This is a genomic window from Sphingomonas bacterium, assembly GCF_028289855.1.
In the GTDB taxonomy this organism is placed as follows: domain Bacteria; phylum Pseudomonadota; class Alphaproteobacteria; order Sphingomonadales; family Sphingomonadaceae; genus Sphingomonas.
Genome location: NZ_JAQGKZ010000067.1, coordinates 38,107 through 61,716, shown reverse-complemented (window position 1 = coordinate 61,716; position 23,610 = coordinate 38,107). Strand labels below are relative to the sequence as shown.

Sequence of the window (23,610 nt, the reverse complement as noted above, 5' to 3'; positions counted from 1 at the left end):
TCTCCATGACCCGCCGCGGACGGCGGGCGGGGTCAGGACCGAAGCGTGAATTGCTCGTCGATCGGATCGGCGATCAGCTGCGGCCGGACAAAGCGGCGCACGCCCTTGTGCAGCACCACCCAGCCGTTCTTGTCGTCCCACCGCGCCCAGGCGAGCAGCACGCAACACCCGCAATCGCACGCCGAACCACAGCCGCAATCGGGCGGGCAGTCAGGTGAGTCGTGCGCGGTGATGTGCGAGATGCGTCCGTTGCTGTCGATCGGCGGCTGGTCGACATTCTTGGTGCCGCCGGCGTCTTTCGCCGCCGAGGCCGGGGTCGCCGCGCCGTTGGGGTCGATGGCCCGCATCAGCCGCGACGCCAGTATATCGCGGCTCGCGGCATCGGTTTTCAAGGCGTCGCCGTCGAACGCGCAGGCGCACTCGGGTGGATCGAAGGTCACCGAAATCTCGGTCGCGCCGCGGGCGCGCGTCGCCTCGCGGATATCGTCGAGCGAATCGTCGCAGACCAACGACCGCGGCGCGCAGCGGCGCTCCTTGCCGCACGCGACTACCCAGAATTCGGTATGCCGCGGCGCCTCCGTCGTCCCGACCGGGCTCAGCACGCCGTCGCGCTCCTCGAGCTTGAGCGATGCCGGCCCAGGCAAGTGGAGCGGGTCGCCGCACCCGTCGAGCGCGACGCCGGGCGCGACCGTCACGGTCAGCCCGCAATCCTCGCGGATGCTGACGCCGAGCCCGCACAGCACCCCGCATCCGAACAGGGTGCGGAACAACAGCCGATTGAGGTCGCGGGTATAATCGACCGCCGCGGTCAGGTCCGAATCCTGAAGGATCAGCCCGGGGGCGTAGAGTGGCCGCTCGATCAGGCCGGTGACGGTCGTCGCCAACCGGCCATCGGCGCCGTGGCAGCTGCAATCATGGGACATGTTATGCCTCCTCAGCGGACGGCGAAGCCGCCTGTTTGATGGTGTCGATGGGGTCGGGGGTGGCGGTCACATCCGGGTCGTCCGCGGCGGGTGGCGCCTCGTCTTCCTCGGCCAGCACGACGAAACTGCTCAGGAAGCGGCCCCCCGGCGTGCAGCCGTCGGTCGGCACGAAGCGCCCCCCGCCGGCGACTTCCTGCCCGCGCACATCGACGATGAAGCCGGTGCGGACCTCGATTTCGACCAGGGTTTCACCTTCGAACCCCGAACTGTTATCGGGGTTGATCTCGCCTTCCCAGAAGCGCGCGGCGACCAGTGGGCGGAACGCGCGCGTGGTGTCCTTGGGGTCGTCGCCGGTCGGCTCCGCGACCGCGACCGCCTCGATCGGCACGCGGTACATCGTCCCGACATCCTCGTTGGTATCGCGCTGGACGATGGTCATCGCCAGTACGTCGGGGGTCAGCGATTCGACTTGTACCGGGCCCGAAAAGGTCACCCAGAATTTGGTATCGACCGGAGGACGACGCGGCCGCCCTTTTTTGAGCTTCGGTCCCGACGCGGCGCTGCGCGGGGGGGCCACGAACATCGCGGCGAACTGATCGAACGGCACGCGGCGGTGGCCGCGCGGCAGCCAGCGATGCCACCCCACATCCTGAATGCGCGTCAGGTCGCAACCGCGGATCAGGTCGAACAGGGTATTGTTGGGATAGGCCAGACGCCGCGCGTGATGATCGTCGATCGGTGCTGCGATGTGCGCTTTTCCGCAATTGAAGGCGATGCCGACACAGGCGAGCGGCACGCCATCGTCGAGCGCGACGTGCAAGTGACCGACCCGCGTCAAATGCGGCCGCGCGCACAGATCGGGGTCATGACGCGCAAGGCTCCAATCGACCAACTGATCGTGCGGGCCGCGGTCGTGCACCGCGACGATATCCGGATCGCCGGGCGGCACCGGCTTCTCCGACCAAACCGGATCTAGCTTGGCGTCGTCGCCCTCGCACGGGCAATCGGGCAATCCGGGTGGACAAAGCTCGACCGGGGTCAGCGAATAGACCACCGTTTCGCAGACATGGTTGCCCTCGCACCGCGCGCCGCCGCAGTCGTCGTCGATCCGCACTCCGTCGATCGACGCCTCGGCGTAATGTGCGCGCAGCAGGTAATGGCCGCGGCGCTGATCCTTGGCGTCGGATTCGGCCAGTGGTTCGCCGGCGGTCCAGCCGCACTCGCCTTTGCCCAGCCACAATACGTCATCGGGCGCGATCAGCTCGACCGGATCGCACGCGACAAGCTCGCGCCCGCGCGTATCGAGCGCCATGCCCGGCCCCACGGCGACGCCCGTTTCGCGCAGGTCGATCGCAAACCCCTCGACCACGCCCCAGCCGAGCATCGCGCGATTGATCAGCCGCCGCCGCCCGATCAGATACCCTTGCTCGAGCTCGAAATCGGCCACCGTCAGCCTTTTTTCGCGGAAATAGCGGTTGCGTTCGGACGGGCTGCACGGGCCGCACCGCGTCGCGGTCCTGGGCGCTGGCGTTTCGCAGCTCATGGAATGTTCCTCCTTCGGTTTCATGGCAGGGCTCCGGCGATCGGCACGCCGCCGTCGCCCAGCTTGAGGGCGTGGTCGCCGCCCAGGCTGATCGCGCCGAGCGGACGCGGATCGCCAAGGGCGAGCGGGTGGGGATTGGCGGCGATCAAGAGCAAGTCGCCGCTGGCCGCGGCATGCGGATCGATCCAGCGCACGACGGGCCGCACGCCGGCGGGGACGAGTTCGCCCACCATCCGTTCGATCGCGGCGCCCCAGCGGCGGCGTTCGCGGCCGGTGCCGGGGATTTCGACCAGCAGTTCGGCGCCGCGCGACACGTGTTCGGGGCGGTCCGGGCCGGACGGGCAGAGCGCGGTGCGGCCAAGCACCAGCCGCGCGCTCAGCATCGGCGTGCGGATCGACGGTCCGGTCAGAAACCCCGGGAGCCGCGAGCCATCGAGCCCGCCGCCGCCGAGCGTCACCGCGGCGAATTCCGCGCTGCGGTCGGTCACCCGATAGGTACGCTCGCCAAGCACCGCCTCGAGCAAGGCGAGCACCCCGCGCCGGGTCCCGCGGCTTGCGAGCAGGACAGGCGAGGCGGCGACCAGGCGGCGCTGCGCGGCGGTCGGCAGCGTCGCGTCGAACGGCAGGCCGAGCAGGGCGGCGAGATCGGGCAGCCAGCGCGCCTCCGCGCGCGCCGGATCGAGCCGGTCTGCCAGCGCGCCGATCTCCGTGTCGATCCCCTGGCTGACCGCTTCGAGCACCGCGAGCAGCCGCGCGAGCGTGCCGTCCGCATCGCCATCGGGACCGCGGAAGACTGCGGGCAGATAGTCGATCAACCCGGGCGAATCGTGGACCGCCGCGAGCGAATCGAGGCGTGGCGCGATGCCGCCCTGACCGGGCACGTTGTTGGCGTCGATCCGCAGCTCAAGCCACAGGAAGCTGCCGTCCGCCTCGGCCAGCGGGAAACTGAAATCCTCGACAACCGGGTCGCCGTCGCGCGCCTCGCCGACGAAGCTGCGGCGCACCGGCGACCAGTCGAGCAAAGTCGCCAAATCGCGGATGCGGTCGCCCTTCAGCCGCGTGTCGTCGGTGGCGATCGCGGTGGCGACGGTGCGCAGCGCCGGGTCTTTGCTCGCCGCCCAGCGCAGTGCCAGCGTCGCGCCTTCGGGCAGCAGCGCGCGCAGATCGGCGCGCAGCCATTTGCCCTCGAGCGTGTCGCTTTCGAGTACCGGGGTCAGCCACATTTCGCCGCCGCCCTCCGCAGCGCCGGGAGAGCGCCGCAGGCTCCACGTCGCGCCGTCGTCGAACAGCGCCAGCAAGTCGTCGCCGGTGCAAGCGATCGCAGTCGGCTTCGCGCCGATCCACACGCCCCAACGCGACGGCTCGCCGGCATCGTCGAGCAATAGAAAGCCCGCTTTGCCGTCCCATCGGCCCTTGAGGCAGAAGCCGTGCGGTGCCGCGGTCAGGCGACCGGCCTTGAACACCGGCGCGTCGCGGCCGAGGATCGTGTGCAAATCCACCGTTAGCGGCGACGACTCCGCCGCCTGCAACGTCAGCGTATCGGTTGCGAGATCGAGCATGGCGAGCGTCGCGGCGTGCCTGGCCAGCTGGTCGCATGGCGGAACCGCGACCGGGCCGTTCAGGATCCGGCCATCGTCGGCGAGATGGAACAGCCCCGCGGCGGTCAGCGCCCACAGGCCGTCATGCTCCGCCCCGGCAATGTCGCGAACGTCGTCCAGGTCGATGCCGCCCAGCCGTTGCAGGGTTGCGGCATCGAACCGCTGCAATCCGGTGTCGTCGAGCACCCAGACCACGCGCCGCCCGGCCACCAGCCGCAGCACCATGCCGAGCAATGGGCCGGCACAGCCGCCATCGCTCCTCAGCGCGCCATCGGGGTCGATCCACAACAAGCCACCATCGGGCGCGACCGCGAAGCCTGTGACCGGCCCGGGCATGCTAGCGACCTCGACACCGTCTTCGGGCTTCAGATCGCCGCGCTCGGCGACCGCCACGATCAGGCAGCGCGCCCATTGTTCGGGGCTGGCGAACAGATAGCGCGCGCCGTCGGTCATCGCCCGCCCTCCGGACCCGTGACGTCGGCGGGGGCGGCGAGCTGCGGCAGGTCGCCCGGCCCCACCACGATCCGCGCCGTTGCGCGACCCGCAGCGGTGAGCTGCACTGTCACGCCCCCGCTCACCCCGTCGACCCGGCGGATCCAGCCAGCCAGCGCCTCATGATCGACGTCGCGGCCGAGCGGCCAGGCCGCCTTGGCGGTGTCGAACCGGTCGGCAAGCATCGTCTGGACGGCCTTGATCACCGCGGCGCGATCCGCTCCGGCGACGAGGCGCAGCGTTACCGCGGCGGTGAACGGGCGATAGACCGGGGCGACGACGATCAGTCGCTCGCCGATGGCGATGCGCGGTATGATCGCGCGCCGGATCCGCGTCAGCCAGTCGCGTGTTTCGCGCCCGGCGAAGCGGTGGCCGACGATCAGCGTGCGCGTCGCCGGAATGGCAGGCCGCGCACGACCGGGCTCCCAGCCCTCGATCACCGTCGCGCGGACCATCGCGAGCGCGGGGTCGAGCGTCAGAGCGGCCTGCTCGATCTCGTCTGCCGTCGCGAGCACGCGGTCGCTCGCCAGTTGCGGGCGCACCGCGGCCAGCGTGACCGCGACCGACTGCGCGTCCTTGCCGCCCTCGATCGCGGTGCGGTTACGCCAGCGCATCGACGGCGCGTCGAGCTCCCACTCGATCGGGTGGCGCACGTCGCCGCCAGCGCCGCAGCTTAGCGTCAGCGTCGCCTGAATATCCTCGTCGAGCGCGGGTTTGAGCCCGTTGATACCGTTGCCGAAGCGCAATCGGATACTGCTGCCGTCGGGCTGTTCGGTGATCGCATAGCGACGGTCGTCGGGTCCGGCCGGGTCGAGCCGCCCGGCGGTCCACGGCGTGTCGCTCGCGCCGAGTGTCGTGACGCTGACCGCATTCCCGGTGGCGATCCGCCAGACGCGATCCTCGACCATTTCGTCGGCGAGGAACAGGTCGCCCGGCGTCACCGCGATCGTCTGCCCCGCCCGGTCGTTCCCGTAATAGAGCGGCAGCGCGATCGTCGCGCGCTGGACGACCGGCAGCGCGTTGACCGCGAGATGCACCAACCGGGGCGACAGCGCGTAATGATGCGCGGGGCGCAATTCGATCACGTCGCCGAACGTCGCGGAATCGATCGCGAGCACGATGACGCCGCTGCGCTGGAGCCCGTACGTGTCGTCGAGGCGCCGGTCGAGCGGTCGGCCGCTCGAATCGCGGGCGTGGATTCGGCCGTCGGCGTGCGGCGGCTCCGCCGGTCCGGCGCCCGCGACCTCGACACCGATCGACAACAGCACCGGCCCGCCGGGCCAAGCGGGCGCGGGCAGCCGTTCCAGCTCGATCCGCAGCGTGCCGTCGCCGCCCTCACCGAACGGCGCGAAGGTGGCGCGGGCGCGGGCATTGATCGCGGTGTGATCCTCGCGATGGCTATCGGCGAAATCGGTCGCGACGCGCGCGATCTCGACCGGCAGGACGTGGATATCGTGCGCGACCTCGACTCGCGGCACCGCCTCGCGCGCTGGTTTGAGTACCGCGCCCGACGCGATCGCCTGGACCGTGGCTGGCGCCGCGGCGGGGAACAGCATGCCCTGCGCCGGCACCGCGCCGCGCGCCGATACGCCGAGCATCCGCGCCATCGCCGCTTGCTCGTCCTGGCGGTTGCGCGACAGCGAATAGACCTGGCTGTCGGCGAGCCACGCGAGCAACTCGACCAGCATGATGCCGGGGTCGTGATAATTGTAGTCGGTCCATTGCGGCGCCAGTGCCGGCAGCCGCGCGCGCGCGACCGCGAGCAGGTCGTCGAAATTTACATCGTCGAGGTTGGGCGCGAGCGGGATCATGCCGCCACTGCCGCTTCGTACGCGCGCACGTCGATATCGGCCGGATCGACCCGTACCAGCACGTCGGCGGGAAACGGATCGGGCATCGTCTGCGTGCGATCGGCGCGCGTGATCGCGATGTCGCTGATCACCGCACGGTCGCCGAGCGGGGCGAGCGCGGCGGCGATGTCGTCGACCGTCGGCGGCGTCCCGACCGGCCAGCCATCGCCGTCGAACCCGCCGCGCTCCGGATCGCACAACGCGGCGATCCTGGCCTTGGCCTCATCGGCGACACCGACGAAATCCAGCGCCGGATCGGGTTCGACACGCAGCTCGATGGCGATCGGCAACAGCCGTGGGCCGACGACGGTCAGCCGCCCCTTTGCGGTACTGCCGTAACTCGCGACATCGTGCAGTTCGCGCGCGATCGCTTTGAGCGCCGATGGCGGCGGGATCAGCCGATCGCCGGCCCCCACCACGATCAGCCGGATGGCGCCGTGCCGGTTTTCCGCGCGCGCCTGGGCGATGGTCGGAGTGCGCGCGAGGACATGATGCTCGATGTCGGCGAGCGTCACGATGCGGCCGCCATTGGCGAGCTTCGCCGGCGCCCGGCCGCGCGCCGCCGCGGCCGGCTCGACATCCGCCCCGCCGGCCGCGCCGTCGAGCGCGACCACCTTATCGATTCCGGCGATCGGCGAGATCGGCTGGAGCTTGTCGCCCGGCTTGACCGCGTTGGCGGCGGCGCCGGCGACGTGCTGATAGCCCAGCGCGAGCACCGCGCTGCCCATCGGCGGGACCAGCGCGTTGCGGCCGTTGCCGAAGCCGATCGTGCCGCTTTCGGCGTCGAGCGTGAACGACCGGGCCGGGTCGTCGCTGTTCCCGGCGGGAAATTCGGCGACCAGTTTCCACGGAACCCATGGGCCGGGCATGCCCGAAATCGCTGGCGCCGCCCCGAGCGCGAGCGCCTCATCCTCGCCGACCGGCTCCGCCACATGCAGGATCAGGCTTTCAGGTGCGATCGGCGCGGCGAACAGCCGGAACTGCTGGTCGGGTGCGCCCGACGACGTGCCGACCGTCTCGACCGTGCGAGTCTCGACCGATGCCGCGACCACGCCATTGAGGTGGATACCGCGCACTTGCGGCGACCACACCTTCGCATCGCCCGCCGGGGTCAGCCGTACCCAATAGGCGCTCGTCCCCAGCAGCGCTGCGCGGTCTGGCGCGCGCTCGATCTCGATCGCGATGACGCCGCTCTCACCCAATCCGCTGCTATCGTCGCTCAGCACGCGGGCGGGCTCGAACCCGCCGGCGCGATAGATCGCCGCCTCGATGGACCAGTCGCCGCTCGGCACGGCATCGACGAACAGCGACAGTGGCGACCCGTCGATCGGCTGGTCGAACCCGATCAGCAAGGCGCGGGGCGCGGCGGGCGCCGCTTGGTCCGCATCCTTGTCATGTTCAGCCGCGTCCGGCGCGGCCGGTTCGATGCGGCAACAGTCGGGGACCGCGTTCGACACCGCCGCCGGCTGCGCCTGCCGCGCCAGCGCTTGCGCGACGGTGGGAAAGATCGTCACCGGCAAACCGGCGTCGTTGGCGTTGGTCTGGTCGATCGTGCCGAGATTGTCGGCGGTGACGACGATCGCGGGCTTGACCGGTTCGACCACGCAATAATTGATCTTCAGGCTGATGACATAGGGCGCGCGGATCGCGCTCAAGTCGCGCGTCACGGTCTGCTCGGTCTTGCCGCCCGCGTCGGCCGTGCTGACGGTGGTTCGCGCCTCGCCGTAATCGCCGCCGACCAGCCGCGCGCGGATCCACAGATTCTTGCGCCCGCCGACCTCGGTCTCGCGCACGTCGGCGGGCGCCTTGAAGAACACGCCCTGGCTGATCTGCAGATTGGCGGTGCGGTCGGTAAAGCCGAACGCTTCGGTGTCGAGCGCCCACCACGACGCGCCGTTCCAATATTCCCACGACAAGGCGGGATTGGCCGGTTCGCTCGGACCGAGCGATGTCCACGGCGCGGGCGGCGGCGCGAGCAGCGCCACGTTGGCATCGACCAGATCTTGGTCGAGCCGGATCGCGGGGAAGCTGCCGAAATAGTCGACTTCGGTGACCACGGCGTCGCCGTAGAACGACTGCAGCGGGCCGGTCGAAAGCAGCCGCGCCAGCCCGATCGCTTCGTTCGGCTGCACCGCGAAATAATCCTGGAGCTGAAGATCGGCGTCGGCGACGCGGTCGAGTAGCTGATAGGCGATATCGTTTCCCGTCGGGGGAACGGGCAAGGCCGGCGAACCCGCGGGCCGCTTCCAGACTGCGGCGCCGCTGTCGTAGCGCAGGTGCCAGATCCCGACCGGCTGGCCGGCGATGCTCAAGAACAGGTCGACGTCGTGCTGCGACAGGCTCGTGACATTGGGTGCCGTGTCGAGCGTGATCGATCCGCCGCTGGAGTGGAGCGTGCCGGTTTCGCTGCCCAGCGCGAAGAACGCACCGTTGCGTATCTGGCTCATCGTCGCGGCGTCGGGCGTCAGCGGCAGCAGCAGCCGGTCGCCGCTTGGATTGGCGATCAAATAGCCGCCGCCATTGTCCTCGTCGTCGTCGACGAAATAGACCGCACCCGCGGCAACCTCATGCGCCGGGGCGACCTGGCGTTCGACGCCGTCGACCGCGATCGGCCACAACAGCCGGTTACCCGGCGCAGCGCGATAGAGCAGGCCGTGATCCCAATGCTGGACCAGCGCCCGTCCGCCGGCGAAGACGATCTGGCGCACATTGGTCGTGCCGTCGCCGATATCGTCGACCCCGCCGATATCCTCGAAATCATCGCCGCGTAGCGCGAAGCGGGTCGGCGTCGCGGTCGCGACCAGCAGGATCGGCGGGGGGTTGTGCGGTGGCCACGGCGCGGGCGCATTAACATCGGGCCGGGCCGGCGGCTCGAACGTGATCGGCAAGGGCGGGCACGAGCCCACCGTGACGATCGCGCCGGTATGCGTGGGCCCGAGCACGACCAGCTCCAGCTTGGCCTCGCCGTCCGCCCCCGCCGCGCCGTCATAGCCGGCAATGTAGATCCGGCCGCCGGCGGTGCTTTCGGCCGATTTCCAGGCGGCGCGGTTGACCGCGGGCAAGTCCGCCGGGTCGAGCAACGCGCCGTCCTCGACGTTCGTGTCGGTGCCCTGCTTGACGCGGACGCGCCATTGCCCGGCTTCCTCGACGATCATCAGCACGGCATCCACGCCCTGGATCGGGATCAGGTCGTGCGCGTCCTCCGCCGCCAGCGCCTGGAACGCGCCGGTAAAGTCGCGCTGCCAGCTCTGCAGCTGCGGGCCGACCATCGCGTGGATCGTGTCGTGCTCATCCGCGCTGGCGAAGACGGGCCCCACCGGCGTCGTGGCATCGTCGGGCGCGGCGGACAGCTTGAGCCAGGTGAACGCGCCCTCGACCAGCGGCGTGCCGACGAAGAATTGCGTGTAGTACACTGCGCCGATCCCGCCGATCGCGAGCCGGACGAACGCACCGTCGATCCGCGCCGACAGATGCGGCTGGTCGGGCAAATCGGCGGGGCGGCCGCCGTCGTGCGGCCCAGGCATGACTGCGAAGGTCGGCGTGCCGCTGCCGAACCGCGCGGCATAGAGCTGGTGGTCGGTGCCGAGCCCGAACAGATAGCTCATCTCGCGCCCGGCGACCGCGGCGATCCGCTCGAGCGAGGCGCCGCCGAGCGACAGGCAAAGGCTGACTTCCGCGCCGGCTTTGCCGAACGCTTCCTTACAGCCGACGTAGAAGGAGTCGTACAAACGCGGCTCGCGGCCGAACGGGTAATAGGGTTTGTTCGGGACGACCGGCGTGGTGACGGCGACCGCGTCATAGTCGATCGCGGGCAGGTCGGTGCCGCTCGCCGCAGTACAGCGTTGGTCGTGCTCGCGGCTGCATAGCCCGCCGCTCGATACCGCCAGGGTGATATTGTTCGCGAGCGACGACCCGCCCGAACTGGCGTCCAGCCGCCCGCGGATCCACAGCGCCTCGCGGCCGTCTACCGTGGTCTTTTCGGGCTTGCCCGCGGGCTTTTCGAGCGCCCAGCGCCCGGCGCTGAACCCCGCATTGGTGAAGCTCTGCCAGCTTGCCGGCGCGCCGTCCGCGCCCGGTGCGAACCACTCCCAGGTCATCGCCTGGGGCGGCTCGACTCCCGCGACGGTGATCGTCAGCGCGCCGGCCACGTCGAGCATCGTCGGATGGCTGAGATAGAGCGCGTGGCTTTGACGGTTGCGCGCCCCGGCGGCGAACGGCCCGAAGCGGTCGGCGACCAGTACCGCGTCGCCCTGCGCAATCGTGCCCGCCAGCGCGGGAGTGAAGCTGACGACGTCGTTCTTGACCTCAATGATGTCGTATTCGGGCGTGCTGGCGGCGGTGAAGCGGATCGTCATGCCGGGTGCGAGCCCGATCACCGGATCGACCTGCACCATCGTCGCCCCCGCTCCGGCAGCGCCGCGCACGACGCGCGCGACCGCGGTGGGGACGGGCAGCAATGGTGTGACCACGCTGCTGGGCGCCAGAAAGATCGCGTCCCCGTCCAGATCGGCGGCGGCCAAGGCGGCGACCTTGCCGCGGACGAGCGCGATCCCGCGTTCGGTTTCGAAAATGGTCGGCGTGGCGCCGGTGTCGGCGGTCAGCTTGGTACCCGCCGGCGCGATCAGCCCGACTGCTGCGGTGTCGGCGAGCGCGATCGCCACCGGCACCCGCGCGGGGAGCGCCGGGTCGCGGCCGATCCCCATCGCGGTGTAGAAATTGTCGGCCTGCTTTTCGGGCACCTTGTCAAGCCGGCGCGTGACTTCCTCGAACATCCGCGCGGCGGCGGCGATCAGCGCGCCTTCGATCTTGCCCAGCTCGACCGGCGCACCGTCGGGGCCGAGCAACGCCGCCGCCCGGCGCATCAATTGCGCGCGAAGCATCTCCTGGCTGCGGCCGTCCAGCTTCCCGCTCATGGCGCGCCGCTCTCCTTGAAGTAGAACGGGTAGACCAGATTGTCGGTCTGGTTGGTGCGGCGCACGCGATAGTCGATCGCCACCAGCAGCACGCCGTCGAGCGCGCCGATCGGATCGACCTTGACGCCGAGCAGTTCGATCCGCGGCTCGTACGTGTGGAGCGCGTCGCGCACCGCCTGTTCGACCGCGTAGAGCGTGGTGGTGCTCATTTCCTCGAACACCAGATCGTGGATTCCGCAGCCGAAGCGCGGGCGCATCACGCGTTCGCCCCGGGCGGTCTGCAGGATGATGCGGATCGCTTCCTTAATGTCGCGGCCATAGCCCGACAGCGCGACATCGCCGTTGGCGGGATCGGTCGCGACCGGAAACCGCCAGCCGACGCCGAGAAAGTCGCGCTGTCCCTGGGCGTCCATGCTCAGCCTCCGATCAGCACGGTGGGCGCGCCCATCGCGATTGCGTTGGGGGCGCCCGCCTCGACCACCATGTCGCCTTGCCGCGCCGCGGGCATGCCAGCGATCAGCACGGTCGCGCTGCCGACCGCGACGACCCCACCGACATGCGGCTTGACCCCATCGACCAGCGGGCAGACGTGCGTATCCCCGCCCGCCCGCCAGGCCGGCTGGCCGCCGATTAGTACGGTCGGCGCGCCAGGCCCGGGGCCGAGCGGGGTGCCATGGCTGGTGGGATCGCCGACGCGGGCGGCTGGCTGGCCCATCAGTTGATCCTCACCACGCCAGCGGACGCGCTCAGCGACCCCCCGCCCTTAAGCTCCAGCGTGCCCGACGCCTCGATCGTGATCTGGGGCGCCTTGAGCGACAGACTGGCTGTCGCTTCGATGCTGATCGCGCCGCTCTTGGTGTCGATCTTGATGCTGTTGGTCGTGTCAGTGATGCGGATGCCGTCGTCGTCGATCTCGACCTTCTTGCCGTCGCTTAACTGGACGGTGATGACACCCTTGGCGGCGCTGTCGTCGAACTGCAGCATGTGGCCCTTGCGCGACTTGATCACGCGGTGGTCGTTCTTCTTGCTGTCATTGGCGTCGGGCGGCTTGTCGGTATCGCTCCACAGCGCGCCCAGCACATAGGGCTTGCGGATGTCTTCGCGCTCGAACGCAACGAGCACTTCGTCGCCGACCTCGGGGATGAAATAGGCGCCGCGCCCCGCCCCGGCCATCGGCGCGACGCAGCGCACCCAGTCGGTCGTGAAGCTCGCTTCGCGCCACGGAAAGTTGAGCTTGACCCGGCCGAGCCCCTGCGGATCGTCATTGGCGGTGACGGTCCCGACCGCAACCCCCACAATCGCGCCGCCGACCTCGCGATGCGATTCGAGCTGGTCCATCAACGCGGTCATGACACCGGCCGCTCGACCGAAAATTTGGTCCGGTATCCCGCGCCATCGTAACGATGCGTGGTCTTGGTGACGTAATAGCAATTGTTGAACTGGTTGCCGATCCCGCTCAGCTTCACGCTGGTATCGGGCAGCAGGTCGGGCAGGCCGAACGTCTCGCCTTCACCTTTCATCAAATTGTTGGTCAGCTTGTCGAGCTCGGTCTGCGCCATCTTGTCGGCCTCGTCCTTCGACTTGACCGCGCGCCGCTCGCGGCGGACGGCGGTGCGGCCGAACGCCTGCGCGATGATATCGCCGCCCGACGGCTCGCCCTTATTGCCCTTATCGGCGGTGGCGACGCCGACGATCTTCTCTTTCTTGACCTCGTCCCAGCCGAGGATCTCGAACCGTTTGACTTGCTTGCCGAGGTCGATGTCGGGCTTGAAGCTGATCAGGTCGCTGCCCCAGTGGAGCTCCACGGGCGACGTTTTGGGGTCGGTGCGGGGGCGGAACACCAAAGTATCGCGGCCGGACCCGGCGCGGATGAAGAATTCCCATTTTTGCTTGGACTTGGCGGTATATTGCTCGGCAACCTTGCGCAGGAATTCGAGGTCGTTCTGGAGGTTGGCATCGAGCGTGATCGATTCCGGCGCGGTGCCGGAGAAATCGAGGTTGACGCTATAGGCCCGCGCGACTTCGTTGACCGCGTCGCGCATCGACTTATCCTGGAGCCGATGCTCGGTCGTGTCGAACGTCATGACCTGGAGGATGTCGAGCCCCGACACCTCGATCTCGGGCGCCCCACCTTCGGCGAAGCTGGTCGAGATCTGGTTGATGAAGCCCGAGATCAGCAGCGTCTGGCCCGCACGGTCGCCATAGCCCATCTTGACCCGGACGGGTTGGCCGAGTCCGAGCAGCGGCATCAACGGCTTACCGCTGGGCGTGAAGAAATCGCTTTTCTGCACGTCGAAGGCGTGCGGGATGGTGAAGCGGAACGCGCCAGGCATGCTCACCGCCAGGTCGACCTCGACCTGCGTGAAATCGAGCCCGTGTTGCTCGCGCATGTCGACGTCGCCGCCGCCGATCGCGATCGACGCGCCGGGGACGTAGAGACTGTTCTGCGCGCTAGTTGGCCCGGTTAAGAGCATTGCTCACCTCCAGCGGCGGGACCTTCAGCCAGTCGCCCGGGACCAGCGCGCGCGGATCGTCGACATCGCTTGCGGCGGCGATCACCCGCCAATGGCGCGGGTCGCCATATTCGGTGTCGGCAATCTCCCAGATCGTCTCGGCGGCACCGATCTGGCGGCGTTTGGTCTTGTCCGCCGATTCCAGCCGCACCTTGGGGGCGTCTTCGTCATACGGCGTGAAACCCTTGAACGAGATCGTCAGGTGAGCACGCGCGGGCGTGCCATCGGGGCGGAACAGCGAAGGTTTGCGGCTGAGCTTCTCGACCACCGCCCTGAATCGCAGCGGCCCCCACACGAACCGCACCGGCGGTGGTGCATGCAATTGGGGGTCGATGTCGAGCAGCAAGGTGATCTCGTCGATCCGATCCTTGACGCTCTTGCCGCTGCCCGAGGCGAACGGCAGGAAATCGCCGGGCGGGCCGTTGGGATCGGTCCAATCGTCGAGGAACAGATCCATCGACAGGGTAGCGGCGTCGCCGTTGACGAACTGGATCAGCGGCCCGCCGAGCCCGGGAAGCGGGGTCGTCTTGTAGGCGTTGCTGCGCTCCAGGCTGTATTCCGCCGGATTGAACAACACCTTGATCTGCTTGCCGGCATTGTCGCCGGCAAGCACTTCGATATAGGCTTTTTCGAGGCTCTTGCCGAACATTACAGCCCCCTGCGCAAGCGGTCTTGGCGAGTCTGGCGCTCGATCCGGCGCATGACCTCGTCGACCAGCCGGTTGACGTCGGGCGCGGCCGGCGCGGGCGACGCGGCTGGCGACGCAGGCGCGAAAGCGATTGCCGGGGCCGCCGCGCCGGGCGCCGAAAAAACGGGCGCGAAGGGCTGCGCCAACGCCGTCGCGTCGGCGCCGCTCCTGCCACCGTGCCAGACCTGCTCAGCGACGCGCGCGCGCGCTGGACGGACGCCGCGCGATTGGACGATCTCGGCGGCGGCCCGGACCGGGCTGGGCGCGCGCATGCCGATCGGTGCCGCGGCGGTCCAGCGGCCACGCGCGACCAGCGGCGTGACCGGGATACGGCGGAGCGAGCGATGCACCAGCGGATCGCTGGCGAATAGCGGCCGCTCCGCCGGACGCATCGGCGCGGAGAAATGTGCCGCCCGGCGGCGTGCGGCAGGCACAGAAAGTGCGGCGGTGTCGCTGTGCCGCGCATAGTGGATTGCCGCCGCCGCGCGGCCAGCCGGCGACACGGGAGCAATGCCCTCGCGCAGGTCGGACGGCAAGTGCCGCACCGTCCGCGTGTGCCGCCAGCGCTGCTCGACCAGCCTATGCAACGTGCGGGCGAACACCGGTATAGCGTCAACCACGGCCGCACGCGGCGCCAAAGCGAGAGCCGATGGCGATGCAAGGGCTGGCCGGCTCGATGGCGTCTCGTCGCCCGAGCGCGCGGGCCTTGCGGTATCGCGCGGCGTGCGGCGCTCCCACACCATGAGCGTCCCGGCCGGCGTCGGTCGCGCGAACGGCGTCGGCACCGCGTGGGGGGCGGCTCGGCTCGGCGGCGCGGCCGGCTCTGCCCGCGCCACGCCGAACAATAAGGTGACGGTCAGCGGCCAGTGATGGTGGACCTCGAGGCGGTTCGTCGGGGCGCTCGCCGCCGCAGCCAGCGCGTGCCGCCACGACAGTTTCTCGCCACGTCGCCGCGCGGCGGGGACGGGCGAGCCCGGCGGCGCGATCGTCGCGGCGAGCGGCCTGACCAGCCCGAGCGGCGCGCGCGGCGTCACAGCCCGATACTCCCGAGCCCGGGCCGCAACAGAAAGCCGGTATGCGCGAATTCGACCGATTCGGCGGCGACCTGGCCCGAATTGGCGTCCAGATCGGTCACCGACCATTTGACCGGATAGGCGTTGAGCACGTTCCAGCTCCACACCGTCTTGTCCTCGGCATCGCGCAGCGAGATCGTGATGACGGCGCGCTTGATCACGCCCTCGACCACCGCCTGGTGCCAGACATAGAGCAACGGATCGGCCAGCCCGCGTTCGAGCACGAGGTTGCCGTAGGTGGTGAGCGAGGCGAGCTTGTGCTCATGGTCGTTGACCCCGCCCTCGCGAAAGCTCTCGACCTTCGTCTCGCGCGTAAGGCCGCGGACCTTGGCGAAGCCGCCGGCTTCGAGCTGGTCGACCAGCACGACGAAGCGAAAGCCGGAATAGGGGCCGCCCATGTCAGATCCCTGCGAACGGGTTATCGCTGCTCGCGCCGAGCATGCGGTTGATCCGCGAAATCTCGCGGCACCAGCGGCGGCGCTCGCCATGCTCCATCGTCAGCAGCGTCTCGCTGCTCCAATGGAAATGCGCGGCGATGAACGCCATTTCCCCGTACAGATCGGCCACGGGGTAGGCCATCAAGCTTCCCCCAGGACGGTCAGGCCCCCCGCCGTCCGCCCATTGGCCCTGGCCGCCGCGGCGGGCTGGACGAGCGCGGCATCGGGCTCCTCGGCCGCGTTGATCTCCTCGTACAGCCGGCGAAGATATTCGATGTCGCAGGCGAACAGGGATTCGATCAACTGGGTGTCGATATGCGCCACGCTGCCCAAGGCGGTGACCACGCGCGCCAGCACGATGACCGTGAGATAGGCGGGGTTGGCCTGCACGCGCGGGTCGCGCAGCGGCAGGATCTCGTCGGCTGCGGTTGCCAGCCGCATGACGCCGCGTTTGTGCAGCACGCCGGTCTCGTCGATGAACCCCTTGGGCAGCGTGAAGTCGATTTCGGTCTTGAACCCGGCCGTTGAAATACGGTCCATGGCGGCCTCCTACGGTTGCTTGGCTATCGGCTATTTGCTGCGCTCGATGCCTTCGTTGACCAGCTCGAGCAGCTCGATGAAGACCTCGTTGCCCTTGCCGTTGAGGTCGCTCGGGTCGTATTTGGTCGGCCACGCCTCGGACACGAGGAAGCTCGCCTTGTCGGCGCCGGATTCGTCGATGACGACGATCTTGACCGTCTTGCGCGCGTCCTTGATCCCGCCGCCGACGACCTTCTTGTGCCAGTCGTAGAGCTCGGTGGAATCGGTCACGCCCCATTTGAGCGTGATGTTCCCGTACTTGGTCAGCCCCGGCAGCTTGCGGACATGCGTCGGGTCGGTGCCTTCACGATAGTCGATCGCTTCGTTCGAGGTTTCGCCGATCATCACTTCGCTGAAATAGCCTTGCGTGATCTGGTCGATCTCGACCCGGAACTTCATGTTCCGGATAGGGTCGTTGCGTGCCATGAAACGTCTCCTGCTGGCGCCGTCAGCTCTGCGCTTCGGCGGTGTTCTGGAAGATCCGGAAGACGACGAATTCGGCCGGGCGGACCGGCGCGATGCCGATTTCGCAGATCAGCCGGCCGTTCAGGATGTCGTCCTGCGTCATCGTCGAGCGGTCGCACGCGATGGTGAAGGCCTGGTCCTCGGTCACCCCCATCAGCGCGCCGTTGCGCCACTGGGTGCGCAGGAACAGCCGGATCGTATCCTTGACGCGTTCCCACAACCGCTCGTCGTTGGGCTCGAACACGACCCATTGCGTACCCTCGTAGATCGACCGTTCGAGGAAGATGAACAGCCGCCGCACGCTGACATATTTCCACAGCGAATTGGACGACAGCGTGCGCGCACCCCACACCCGGATGCCGCGCCCCGGAAACTTGCGGATGGCGTTGACCCCGTTGGGGTTGAGCATCTGCTGCATCTGGTCGTTGACCAGATATTCGAGGTCGAACACGCCGCTCAGCGTGTCGTTGGCCGGCGCCTTCCACACCCCGCGCGTGACGTCGGTGCGCGCGTAGAGGCCGAGCACGTGCCCGCCCGGCGGCACCATCTTCTTCTGCCCGCTGCGCAGATCGGCGACGCCGATCCACGGATAATAGAAAGCGGCATATTCGGTGTCCCAATTGTCGCGCGGCGTGATCAGCGAGACGTCGGCGCTGCTCTTGTGCGGATCGATCACCGCGAAGCGGAACTTGCTGCGCTCGCAATGCTCATAGACTTCCTTCGCGACGGTATCGTCGGCGGCGGGCGCATAGACCAACGCGACGTCGCGGAACTCGTCGAGTTCGAGCGCGGACAGGCCGGTCCGGAGACTCGTGTCGGCATTCTCACCCTTGAATTCGGGCAGGCCGGGCGCGGCGGGGGCGTCGGTGCCGCCGGCCAATTGCGTGAAAGCTCCCGTCGGCTGCGCCGCCAGCGCGACCGCCGCGGTAACCGCGACCAACGCGCTCGCCGTCTCCAGCCGCTTGACGAAATAGTCTGGCGAGGTGGGATCGTCCCACACCAGATCGTCGAAATCCTCGCGCACGGTGGGTGCGGGAAAGTGCGGCGACGTAGGATCGAACGGATCGGGATAGGTGCCCGATGTCAGCGGCGTCTGGAAATAGGCGACTTGCAGGCGGAAGCCGACCGGGCCGGTCGATCGCGTCGTGCTGCTGTCGACCACCTTGGCGAATATCCGGTTGCCCGCGTCGCCGGGGCCCTTGGCGGTGATCGTCAGCCCGCCGAGATCGACCGTCGCGGGCGTCGCGCCCGCGCCGACGATGCGGCAGATATACGCGCGCTGCCCGCCATTTTCGAAGAAGCCCGACACCGCGTCGGGCATGAATTTGCCGTCGGCGAACGACGTGCCGAAATAGCGGCGATAGTCGTTGAAATTGGTGACCAGCCGCGGCCAGGTCTGGCCGCGTTCGGTCTCGCCGAGAAACGCGGCGGTACTGGTCGAAACGCCTTCGATCGGCCGCGGACCGCGCTCGATCTCCTCGATGAACACGCCGGGTGCGAGATATTCAGCCATGTCGTCCTCCGTTCGGGATTGCGTGCGTCGTCACGATGCGGTTGCGGTGAGTGCTGCCTTGGCGTCCTTGAGCCAGGCGTCGTCCTTGAGCTTGTCCCAGCGCGCCTTGAGCGTGGCGGCATCGTCGGGGTCGAGCTTGAAGGCGGCTTGCGCGGTGGCCAGCGTCTTGGCCGAGTCCTTCCAACTGGCGAGCACCGACTTGCGCTTGCCGGGCAGGTCGCCGGCGGGGATCATATAGACGGCGCCGGTCGCGCGCGCCTTGGCCGGGTCGAGCGCGTTGGCGAGGTCGGTATAGCCCGCGTCGCCAAGCGCCTTTTTGACCTTGTCACGCGCTGCCGCGGCGTCGGTCGACAATGCCTTGTCGGACACCTGGAGATGCTTTGGCGCGACATCGAACCAGAAGCTCAGCGTCGCGGTGTCGGCCGCCACGTCGTTGTTGATGTCGGCATTGAGCTTGTCGATCTGATCGACATAGCCCCCGACGATCTTGCCGATCGCATCGCCCGGCGCCGACCAGTCGGCGAAACGCGCCGCCCATGACTTTGCGGAATCCACGGCGGCGTCGCGCGCGCTTTCGTTGCCGCCCAGCTTGGTGGCCAGCGCGGCGCGAGTCTTCTTGCGCTGTTCGAGCAGGTCGTAGAGCGGCCCGCTGGTGAATTTCTTCACCCAATCGTCGAGCCGAGCGACCATGTCGGCGGCGGTGCGGTTGAACTTGTCGCTGGCGACGTCGATCTTTTTGCGCACGTCGCCGTCGGCGGCGACTGCCTTGGCGTATTTGTCGGCGACCGCCTGGCGTGCTGCTGCGCGGTCGGGCGCGTACAGGTCGCTCGCCGCCGCTTCGATCGGTTTCATTGCCTCGGCCAGCGCCAATTGCGTCGCGATGACGCGTTGCGGATCGCTGGTCCAATCCGCGTCGGGGGCTGCCGGCGGCGGGGGCGGAGCCGGCGGTTCGTCGACCGGGCCGGCGTCGACGTCAGGCTCTACAATGGGTGCGGGGCTCATATCGTGTCTCCTCGAAAATTGTGACGGTCAGATGGGCAATGCAGGCGGGTTGGGGGCCAGATCGGCCCAGGCGAACGGCGCGGGCGCACGGTACGGGCGGCTCTGGCGCAGCGGCAGCAGCGGGCTGTGGCGCGTGGTCGCGCCGACGGTGACCGCCAGCCAGCCGACCAGCCCGCCGTCGGGCGCGGGCGGCTTCAGCAGCATCGGCGTATCGCCGCCCAGATCGCCGACGACCGCGACGAACCCGCCGCGATCGTCGCTCAGCCCTTCGTAATTGCTGTCGAGGACCGCGGCGTCGTTGCGCGACTGCAGCCAGATCCTGACCTTTGCGCCCGCGAGCGGCTGGCGCGCGGCGACGGTGTCGATCAGCATGCCCGCAACCGACAGCCGTCCCGGCGGGGCCTGATAAAGCCCGGTCGGCGTCAGAGTCACACGATGGACGATCGCCGCCGCGCCCGGCAGCCGCGGCGGGATCATCAGGATATCGGCATAAGGGGCGAATTGACCGCGATCGGCAACCGCCTCGACGACCAGCTTGCGCGGTTCGGACGGCGCGGTGTCGATCCACACGATCTGTCCGGCGCGTGTCACCGTCGCCGGCCGGAAATCGGGCGCGTGCACGCGCATCGCCTGCCCTGCCGCCCGCCCGGTCACCGGGTCGACCAGCTCGAGCGCGATCATCATGCGATGCGTGATCGTGTCGGGCGACTGCAAGGCGAGCATCGCGGTCATGCCGCCTCCGGCATCCGCCCGGCGCGGGTAGCCCCGTCGGTGACCGGCGCCGCCGCGATTTGGGGGCTGCGCGGGTCGATCCACACGGGGCTGGCACGAAAGGCGATCGACGACCGGCAATTCTCGTTCGGGAACAGCCCCCAGATCCGCGCCATCTCGTCCGATGACAGCGGCAGCAGCGACAGCCACACCGCCTCCTGGAACGCGGCCGGCACCGCCATCGGCGACGCCGCCTCGATCGCGCGGACGGCGTCGGCCAGCCGGCCCAGCCCCGCAGCCCCGGCGGGCGCGCCTTGCCCGACCGTCAGCAGGAAATGGAGCTCGAGTGGGACCGCCAGATCGAGCAGCACCGGCGGGTCGCTGGGTCCTGGCCAGGGGCGGATTCGTTCGGCGTTGCGCAGTTCGGGCGCGGGGGTGACGAGATAGAGGAACAGCACCAGATCGGCATTGGCTGCGCCTTCGTCGGGCGAGGCGAGGCTGATCACATAGGCGCCTGGCGGGATGCCCTCCTGATTGCCGAGTGACTCGCGAAACATGTCGATGATCGCGTTGGTGACGGTATCGATCGCCATCACGCCGCCTTCGCCCGCGTGCCGGCAACGATCGCGTCGAGCTTGGCGATGTCGGTGTAATGGCCGAGCCGGACCAGCTGGCTGCGTACCCCGGACAGTACATGGTCGAAGCGGATCAGCCCGCCCTGCTCGGCGGCGAGCATCGCGGCGTGAACCGCCATCTGGCGGATCGTGCCGCCGGTCAGGTCGAACGCGAAGGCGATCGCGCGCAGGTCGAGCGGCTCGGCGCGGAGCGGCGCGGGGAAGGATTGTTCCCAGATCGTCAGCCGGTCGGCGGCGGTCGGGCGCGGAAATTGGACGCAAAAGCGCAAGCGCCGGGTGAACGCCGGGTCGAGATTGTCGGCATGGTTGGTGGTCAGCAGCGCCAGCCCGGTAAACCTTTGGATCCGCTGCAGCAGATGCGCGACCTCGATGTTGGCATAGCGGTCGCGCGCGTCGCTGACCGCGCTGCGTTTGCCGAACAAGGCATCGGCTTCGTCGAACAGCAAAACGGCCCCGGCGCGCTGCGCGTCGTCGAACACTAGGTCGAGGTTCTTCTCGGTCTCGCCGATATATTTGGAGACGACCTGGGCGAGGTCGATCGCGTACAGGTCGGCGCCCAGTTCGGCGGCGATGGCGTAGGCCGCGGTGGTTTTGCCGGTCCCGCTGTCGCCCGAGAACAAGGCTGCGATGCCCTGACCATCGGTCAGCGCGGCATAGCCCCAATCCTCCAGCACGGTACGGCTATGGCGGACATGGCTGACCAGCTCGGCCAGCTGGTCGCGCTGCGCGGCGGGAAGCACCACCGCGTCGAGCGGCGCAGTCTCCTGATCCGGGTCGAGCGCGGGCGGCTCGATCCGCCGCGCCAGCGTCGGCAGCCGCGCCCCGGCGATGCGCCGGAACCCGCTTAGCCAATCGGCGGCATCCGGCTGGTTGGGACGGCCATTGGCGGCGGCCTGCGCCAGCGCGATCGCTACCGCCTGCGGCACCGCATCGATCGGCACGGGGAAGCCATCGGCGATGCGGTCGATCAGCGCCGCGTCGCCGCCGCCCAGTTCGGCGAGCGCGGCGGCGACCATGTCGCGGCGCTCCTTGCGCGCAGGCGCGGGCAAATCGGCGACGACAATGTGCGGCTGCGGCGCGGCGGCGAGGCGGCGCGCGGGATTGTCGGCGATGATGAAGGGCGGCTGGTCGAACAATGCCCATGACGCGGTCAACGCTTGCCACAGCGCGTCGCCGGCGGGGCCATCGCCGTCGAGATCGGCGACCACGCGCCGCTCCGACAGATACGCGGCAGCGGCTATATCGGCTAGCGCGGCGGCCAGCGGCTCGGGCGCGAGATGCTCCGCCGGGCCGATCATCAGCGCCGGATCGTTGATCTCGGCCGCTTCGACCCGCATCCAGTCGGGTGCCGAACCGTCGAGCATGATCGCCGACACGCGGTCGCCGTCGCGCCCGATCAGCGCGTGGCGCACCGCGGCGCGGACTCGGCGCAAGCGCTCTGCCGACAGCAATTGCCCCGCCTCGATCGGCAAGGCCCGCCGCAACTGGCGCGCGTCGGCCCCGATCAGCGCGTCGGCATCGCCGGTCAGCAGCCAGTCGACGACGGTTGCAGCCAGTTTGAGCGGCGCCTCGGCGCTGTCGACCAGCGGCCCGGTCGCGCTGGTCAGACCGAGCCGGCGCAGATGCGCGTTGGTCGCAAGCCGACCGCGCACCTTGGCTGGCGAGACGCCCTTGTCCCCCGCGGCGATGATCGCGCAGGCCAGCCCGACCGACGGATAGCGCCGCGCGAAATCGTCGTGCAGCGCGCCGAACAGGCGATGGAAACGGATGTCGAGATCGGCCGCCGCGGCGATCAACGCGATCTTCAGCGCCAGCGGATCGCGCTCGACCCGGCGGTATAGCGTCGCCAGCGGGACATGCGTGTAATCGTCCTGGTCGAGCAGGTCGGTCAGCCGGCGAAAGCTGCGCTCGGGCCGGTCGTCGGCCGACTCGATCAGCCCGACGATGTCGCCCAGCCAGCGTTCGAGCGCGCCCCAGCTGAGCGCGAAGCCGACCGCGCCATCCTTATGGTCGGACCACATCGTGACCAGCACGCGAGTCGCGGCTTCGACCCATTCGAGCGCGAGGTCGATCGCATCGACCGACTTGGGGTCGAGCTGGACGATGGTGACGACAGGCAAGTTGCGGCGCGGGGCGGGATCGGCCGTCGCCTCGGCCGGGTCGGCACGCGTATCGTTGGCGGGCAACCGCGCGGTGAAGCGCAGCACCTTGCCCTTTTCGCGCAACAGCCCGCGCGCCGGTCGCGCCAGCGTATGGATGACGCTGTTGAGCTCCGCGAAATTGGGGTCGCGCAGCGACAGATTGGCGGTGCCGGTCTCCAGCGCCAGCGCGATCAGATGGATGTTGGCGCGCACCGCGCGGATCGCGCTGACGATCCCGGGAATGCGCGCCTCGCGGCTGATGATCAGGACGACTTCGATCGACGCGTCAAGCCGAACCGTCGCAATCCCGGCATCCACATCGACCGGCGCCGGTGTCGCCAGCACGATCGCCGGGTCGTCCGCCAGGCTGCGCACGATCCCGTCGACCGGGTCGTCGGCGCCGTCCTTGATGATCAAAACTTGGGTGACGTCCAATGCGGCGATCCTCCCTCCGGCGGGAAGGATAGGCGCGGCATTACCGGCGCGGCATCGACCGTGGAGGGCTAGTCATGGCCTCGGCACGACGATCGATGT

20 protein-coding genes are annotated in these 23,610 nt (G+C 69.0%); all 20 read right to left on the bottom strand.

The genetic code is table 11. The annotated features are described in order from the left end of the window. Window positions 1-32: 32 nt before the first annotated feature. The 20 genes from JWM94_RS07755 to JWM94_RS07660 are packed head-to-tail and all read right to left on the bottom strand — an operon-like array spanning window position 33 to window position 23,511. Window positions 33-923: a hypothetical protein gene (locus tag JWM94_RS07755; RefSeq protein ID WP_299424572.1), complete on the bottom strand. Its 891-nt coding sequence runs from the start codon at window positions 921-923 to the stop codon at window positions 33-35. Between the two features lies 1 nt (window position 924). Beyond that, the gene (locus JWM94_RS07750; RefSeq protein ID WP_299424570.1) at window positions 925-2,466 is read right to left on the bottom strand and encodes a hypothetical protein; all 1,542 of its coding nucleotides are present in this window, start codon (window positions 2,464-2,466) and stop codon (window positions 925-927) included. Window positions 2,467-2,486: 20 nt separating this feature from the next. After that, window positions 2,487-4,517: a phage tail protein gene (locus JWM94_RS07745; RefSeq protein ID WP_299424567.1), complete on the bottom strand. Its 2,031-nt coding sequence runs from the start codon at window positions 4,515-4,517 to the stop codon at window positions 2,487-2,489. Continuing rightward, the gene (locus tag JWM94_RS07740) at window positions 4,514-6,367 is read right to left on the bottom strand and encodes a hypothetical protein (protein WP_299424564.1); all 1,854 of its coding nucleotides are present in this window, start codon (window positions 6,365-6,367) and stop codon (window positions 4,514-4,516) included. Before JWM94_RS07740 ends, JWM94_RS07745 begins: the two co-directional genes overlap by 4 nt. After that, window positions 6,364-11,319, bottom strand: a complete 4,956-nt coding sequence (locus JWM94_RS07735) for a baseplate J/gp47 family protein (RefSeq protein WP_299424561.1) — start codon at window positions 11,317-11,319, stop codon at window positions 6,364-6,366. The genes JWM94_RS07740 and JWM94_RS07735 overlap by 4 nt, the downstream gene beginning before the upstream one ends. Continuing rightward, the gene (locus JWM94_RS07730; protein ID WP_299424558.1) at window positions 11,316-11,732 is read right to left on the bottom strand and encodes a GPW/gp25 family protein; all 417 of its coding nucleotides are present in this window, start codon (window positions 11,730-11,732) and stop codon (window positions 11,316-11,318) included. The genes JWM94_RS07735 and JWM94_RS07730 overlap by 4 nt, the downstream gene beginning before the upstream one ends. Before the next feature lie 2 nt (window positions 11,733-11,734). Continuing rightward, window positions 11,735-12,034 (bottom strand): PAAR domain-containing protein, encoded by a 300-nt coding sequence (locus tag JWM94_RS07725; RefSeq protein WP_299424555.1) that lies wholly within the window; start codon window positions 12,032-12,034, stop codon window positions 11,735-11,737. Further along, complete coding sequence (locus JWM94_RS07720) at window positions 12,034-12,669, bottom strand: phage baseplate assembly protein V (protein WP_299424552.1); 636 nt, start codon at window positions 12,667-12,669, stop codon at window positions 12,034-12,036. The genes JWM94_RS07725 and JWM94_RS07720 overlap by 1 nt, the downstream gene beginning before the upstream one ends. Continuing rightward, a complete protein-coding gene (locus tag JWM94_RS07715) occupies window positions 12,666-13,793 on the bottom strand; it encodes a hypothetical protein (RefSeq protein ID WP_299424549.1) in 1,128 nt (375 codons plus the stop codon). Before JWM94_RS07715 ends, JWM94_RS07720 begins: the two co-directional genes overlap by 4 nt. Next, on the bottom strand, window positions 13,771-14,481 hold the full coding sequence (locus JWM94_RS07710) for a LysM peptidoglycan-binding domain-containing protein (RefSeq protein ID WP_299424546.1): 711 nt from the start codon (window positions 14,479-14,481) through the stop codon (window positions 13,771-13,773). Before JWM94_RS07710 ends, JWM94_RS07715 begins: the two co-directional genes overlap by 23 nt. Next, window positions 14,481-15,554 (bottom strand): hypothetical protein, encoded by a 1,074-nt coding sequence (locus JWM94_RS07705; protein WP_299424543.1) that lies wholly within the window; start codon window positions 15,552-15,554, stop codon window positions 14,481-14,483. Before JWM94_RS07705 ends, JWM94_RS07710 begins: the two co-directional genes overlap by 1 nt. Next, window positions 15,551-15,991: a phage tail protein gene (locus JWM94_RS07700; RefSeq protein ID WP_299424540.1), complete on the bottom strand. Its 441-nt coding sequence runs from the start codon at window positions 15,989-15,991 to the stop codon at window positions 15,551-15,553. The genes JWM94_RS07705 and JWM94_RS07700 overlap by 4 nt, the downstream gene beginning before the upstream one ends. Before the next feature lies 1 nt (window position 15,992). Continuing rightward, window positions 15,993-16,172, bottom strand: a complete 180-nt coding sequence (locus JWM94_RS07695; RefSeq protein ID WP_299424537.1) for a DUF6760 family protein — start codon at window positions 16,170-16,172, stop codon at window positions 15,993-15,995. Beyond that, complete coding sequence (locus JWM94_RS07690; protein WP_299424534.1) at window positions 16,172-16,570, bottom strand: hypothetical protein; 399 nt, start codon at window positions 16,568-16,570, stop codon at window positions 16,172-16,174. The genes JWM94_RS07695 and JWM94_RS07690 overlap by 1 nt, the downstream gene beginning before the upstream one ends. 30 nt (window positions 16,571-16,600) lie before the next feature. Next, the gene (locus tag JWM94_RS07685; protein WP_299424532.1) at window positions 16,601-17,035 is read right to left on the bottom strand and encodes a phage tail protein; all 435 of its coding nucleotides are present in this window, start codon (window positions 17,033-17,035) and stop codon (window positions 16,601-16,603) included. 22 nt (window positions 17,036-17,057) lie between these two features. Beyond that, entirely contained in the window at window positions 17,058-18,587 is a 1,530-nt protein-coding gene (locus JWM94_RS07680) for a phage tail sheath family protein (RefSeq protein WP_299424529.1), read from the bottom strand. Between the two features lie 30 nt (window positions 18,588-18,617). Then, window positions 18,618-19,589, bottom strand: a complete 972-nt coding sequence (locus JWM94_RS07675; protein ID WP_299424527.1) for a hypothetical protein — start codon at window positions 19,587-19,589, stop codon at window positions 18,618-18,620. Window positions 19,590-19,616: 27 nt separating this feature from the next. After that, complete coding sequence (locus JWM94_RS07670) at window positions 19,617-20,321, bottom strand: hypothetical protein (protein WP_299424525.1); 705 nt, start codon at window positions 20,319-20,321, stop codon at window positions 19,617-19,619. Then, complete coding sequence (locus JWM94_RS07665) at window positions 20,318-20,893, bottom strand: Pvc16 family protein (protein ID WP_299424523.1); 576 nt, start codon at window positions 20,891-20,893, stop codon at window positions 20,318-20,320. The genes JWM94_RS07670 and JWM94_RS07665 overlap by 4 nt, the downstream gene beginning before the upstream one ends. Next, window positions 20,893-23,511 (bottom strand): ATP-binding protein, encoded by a 2,619-nt coding sequence (locus JWM94_RS07660; RefSeq protein WP_299424520.1) that lies wholly within the window; start codon window positions 23,509-23,511, stop codon window positions 20,893-20,895. The genes JWM94_RS07665 and JWM94_RS07660 overlap by 1 nt, the downstream gene beginning before the upstream one ends. Window positions 23,512-23,610: the final 99 nt, after the last annotated feature.

Coding starts and splice junctions, on each gene's coding strand:
- JWM94_RS07735 (WP_299424561.1), bottom strand. CDS start 11,319: ATGAGCGGGAAGCTGGACGGCCGCAGCCAGGAGATGCTTCGCGCGCAA.
- JWM94_RS07665 (WP_299424523.1), bottom strand. CDS start 20,893: ATGGCGATCGATACCGTCACCAACGCGATCATCGACATGTTTCGCGAG.
- JWM94_RS07700 (WP_299424540.1), bottom strand. CDS start 15,991: ATGGGCGGCCCCTATTCCGGCTTTCGCTTCGTCGTGCTGGTCGACCAG.
- JWM94_RS07695 (WP_299424537.1), bottom strand. CDS start 16,172: ATGGCCTACCCCGTGGCCGATCTGTACGGGGAAATGGCGTTCATCGCC.
- JWM94_RS07675 (WP_299424527.1), bottom strand. CDS start 19,589: ATGAGCCCCGCACCCATTGTAGAGCCTGACGTCGACGCCGGCCCGGTC.
- JWM94_RS07710 (WP_299424546.1), bottom strand. CDS start 14,481: ATGTTCGGCAAGAGCCTCGAAAAAGCCTATATCGAAGTGCTTGCCGGC.
- JWM94_RS07745 (WP_299424567.1), bottom strand. CDS start 4,517: ATGACCGACGGCGCGCGCTATCTGTTCGCCAGCCCCGAACAATGGGCG.
- JWM94_RS07755 (WP_299424572.1), bottom strand. CDS start 923: ATGTCCCATGATTGCAGCTGCCACGGCGCCGATGGCCGGTTGGCGACG.
- JWM94_RS07730 (WP_299424558.1), bottom strand. CDS start 11,732: ATGGACGCCCAGGGACAGCGCGACTTTCTCGGCGTCGGCTGGCGGTTT.
- JWM94_RS07750 (WP_299424570.1), bottom strand. CDS start 2,466: ATGAGCTGCGAAACGCCAGCGCCCAGGACCGCGACGCGGTGCGGCCCG.
- JWM94_RS07690 (WP_299424534.1), bottom strand. CDS start 16,570: ATGGACCGTATTTCAACGGCCGGGTTCAAGACCGAAATCGACTTCACG.
- JWM94_RS07680 (WP_299424529.1), bottom strand. CDS start 18,587: ATGGCTGAATATCTCGCACCCGGCGTGTTCATCGAGGAGATCGAGCGC.
- JWM94_RS07725 (WP_299424555.1), bottom strand. CDS start 12,034: ATGGGCCAGCCAGCCGCCCGCGTCGGCGATCCCACCAGCCATGGCACC.
- JWM94_RS07720 (WP_299424552.1), bottom strand. CDS start 12,669: ATGACCGCGTTGATGGACCAGCTCGAATCGCATCGCGAGGTCGGCGGC.
- JWM94_RS07740 (WP_299424564.1), bottom strand. CDS start 6,367: ATGATCCCGCTCGCGCCCAACCTCGACGATGTAAATTTCGACGACCTG.
- JWM94_RS07685 (WP_299424532.1), bottom strand. CDS start 17,035: ATGGCACGCAACGACCCTATCCGGAACATGAAGTTCCGGGTCGAGATC.
- JWM94_RS07670 (WP_299424525.1), bottom strand. CDS start 20,321: ATGACCGCGATGCTCGCCTTGCAGTCGCCCGACACGATCACGCATCGC.
- JWM94_RS07715 (WP_299424549.1), bottom strand. CDS start 13,793: ATGCTCTTAACCGGGCCAACTAGCGCGCAGAACAGTCTCTACGTCCCC.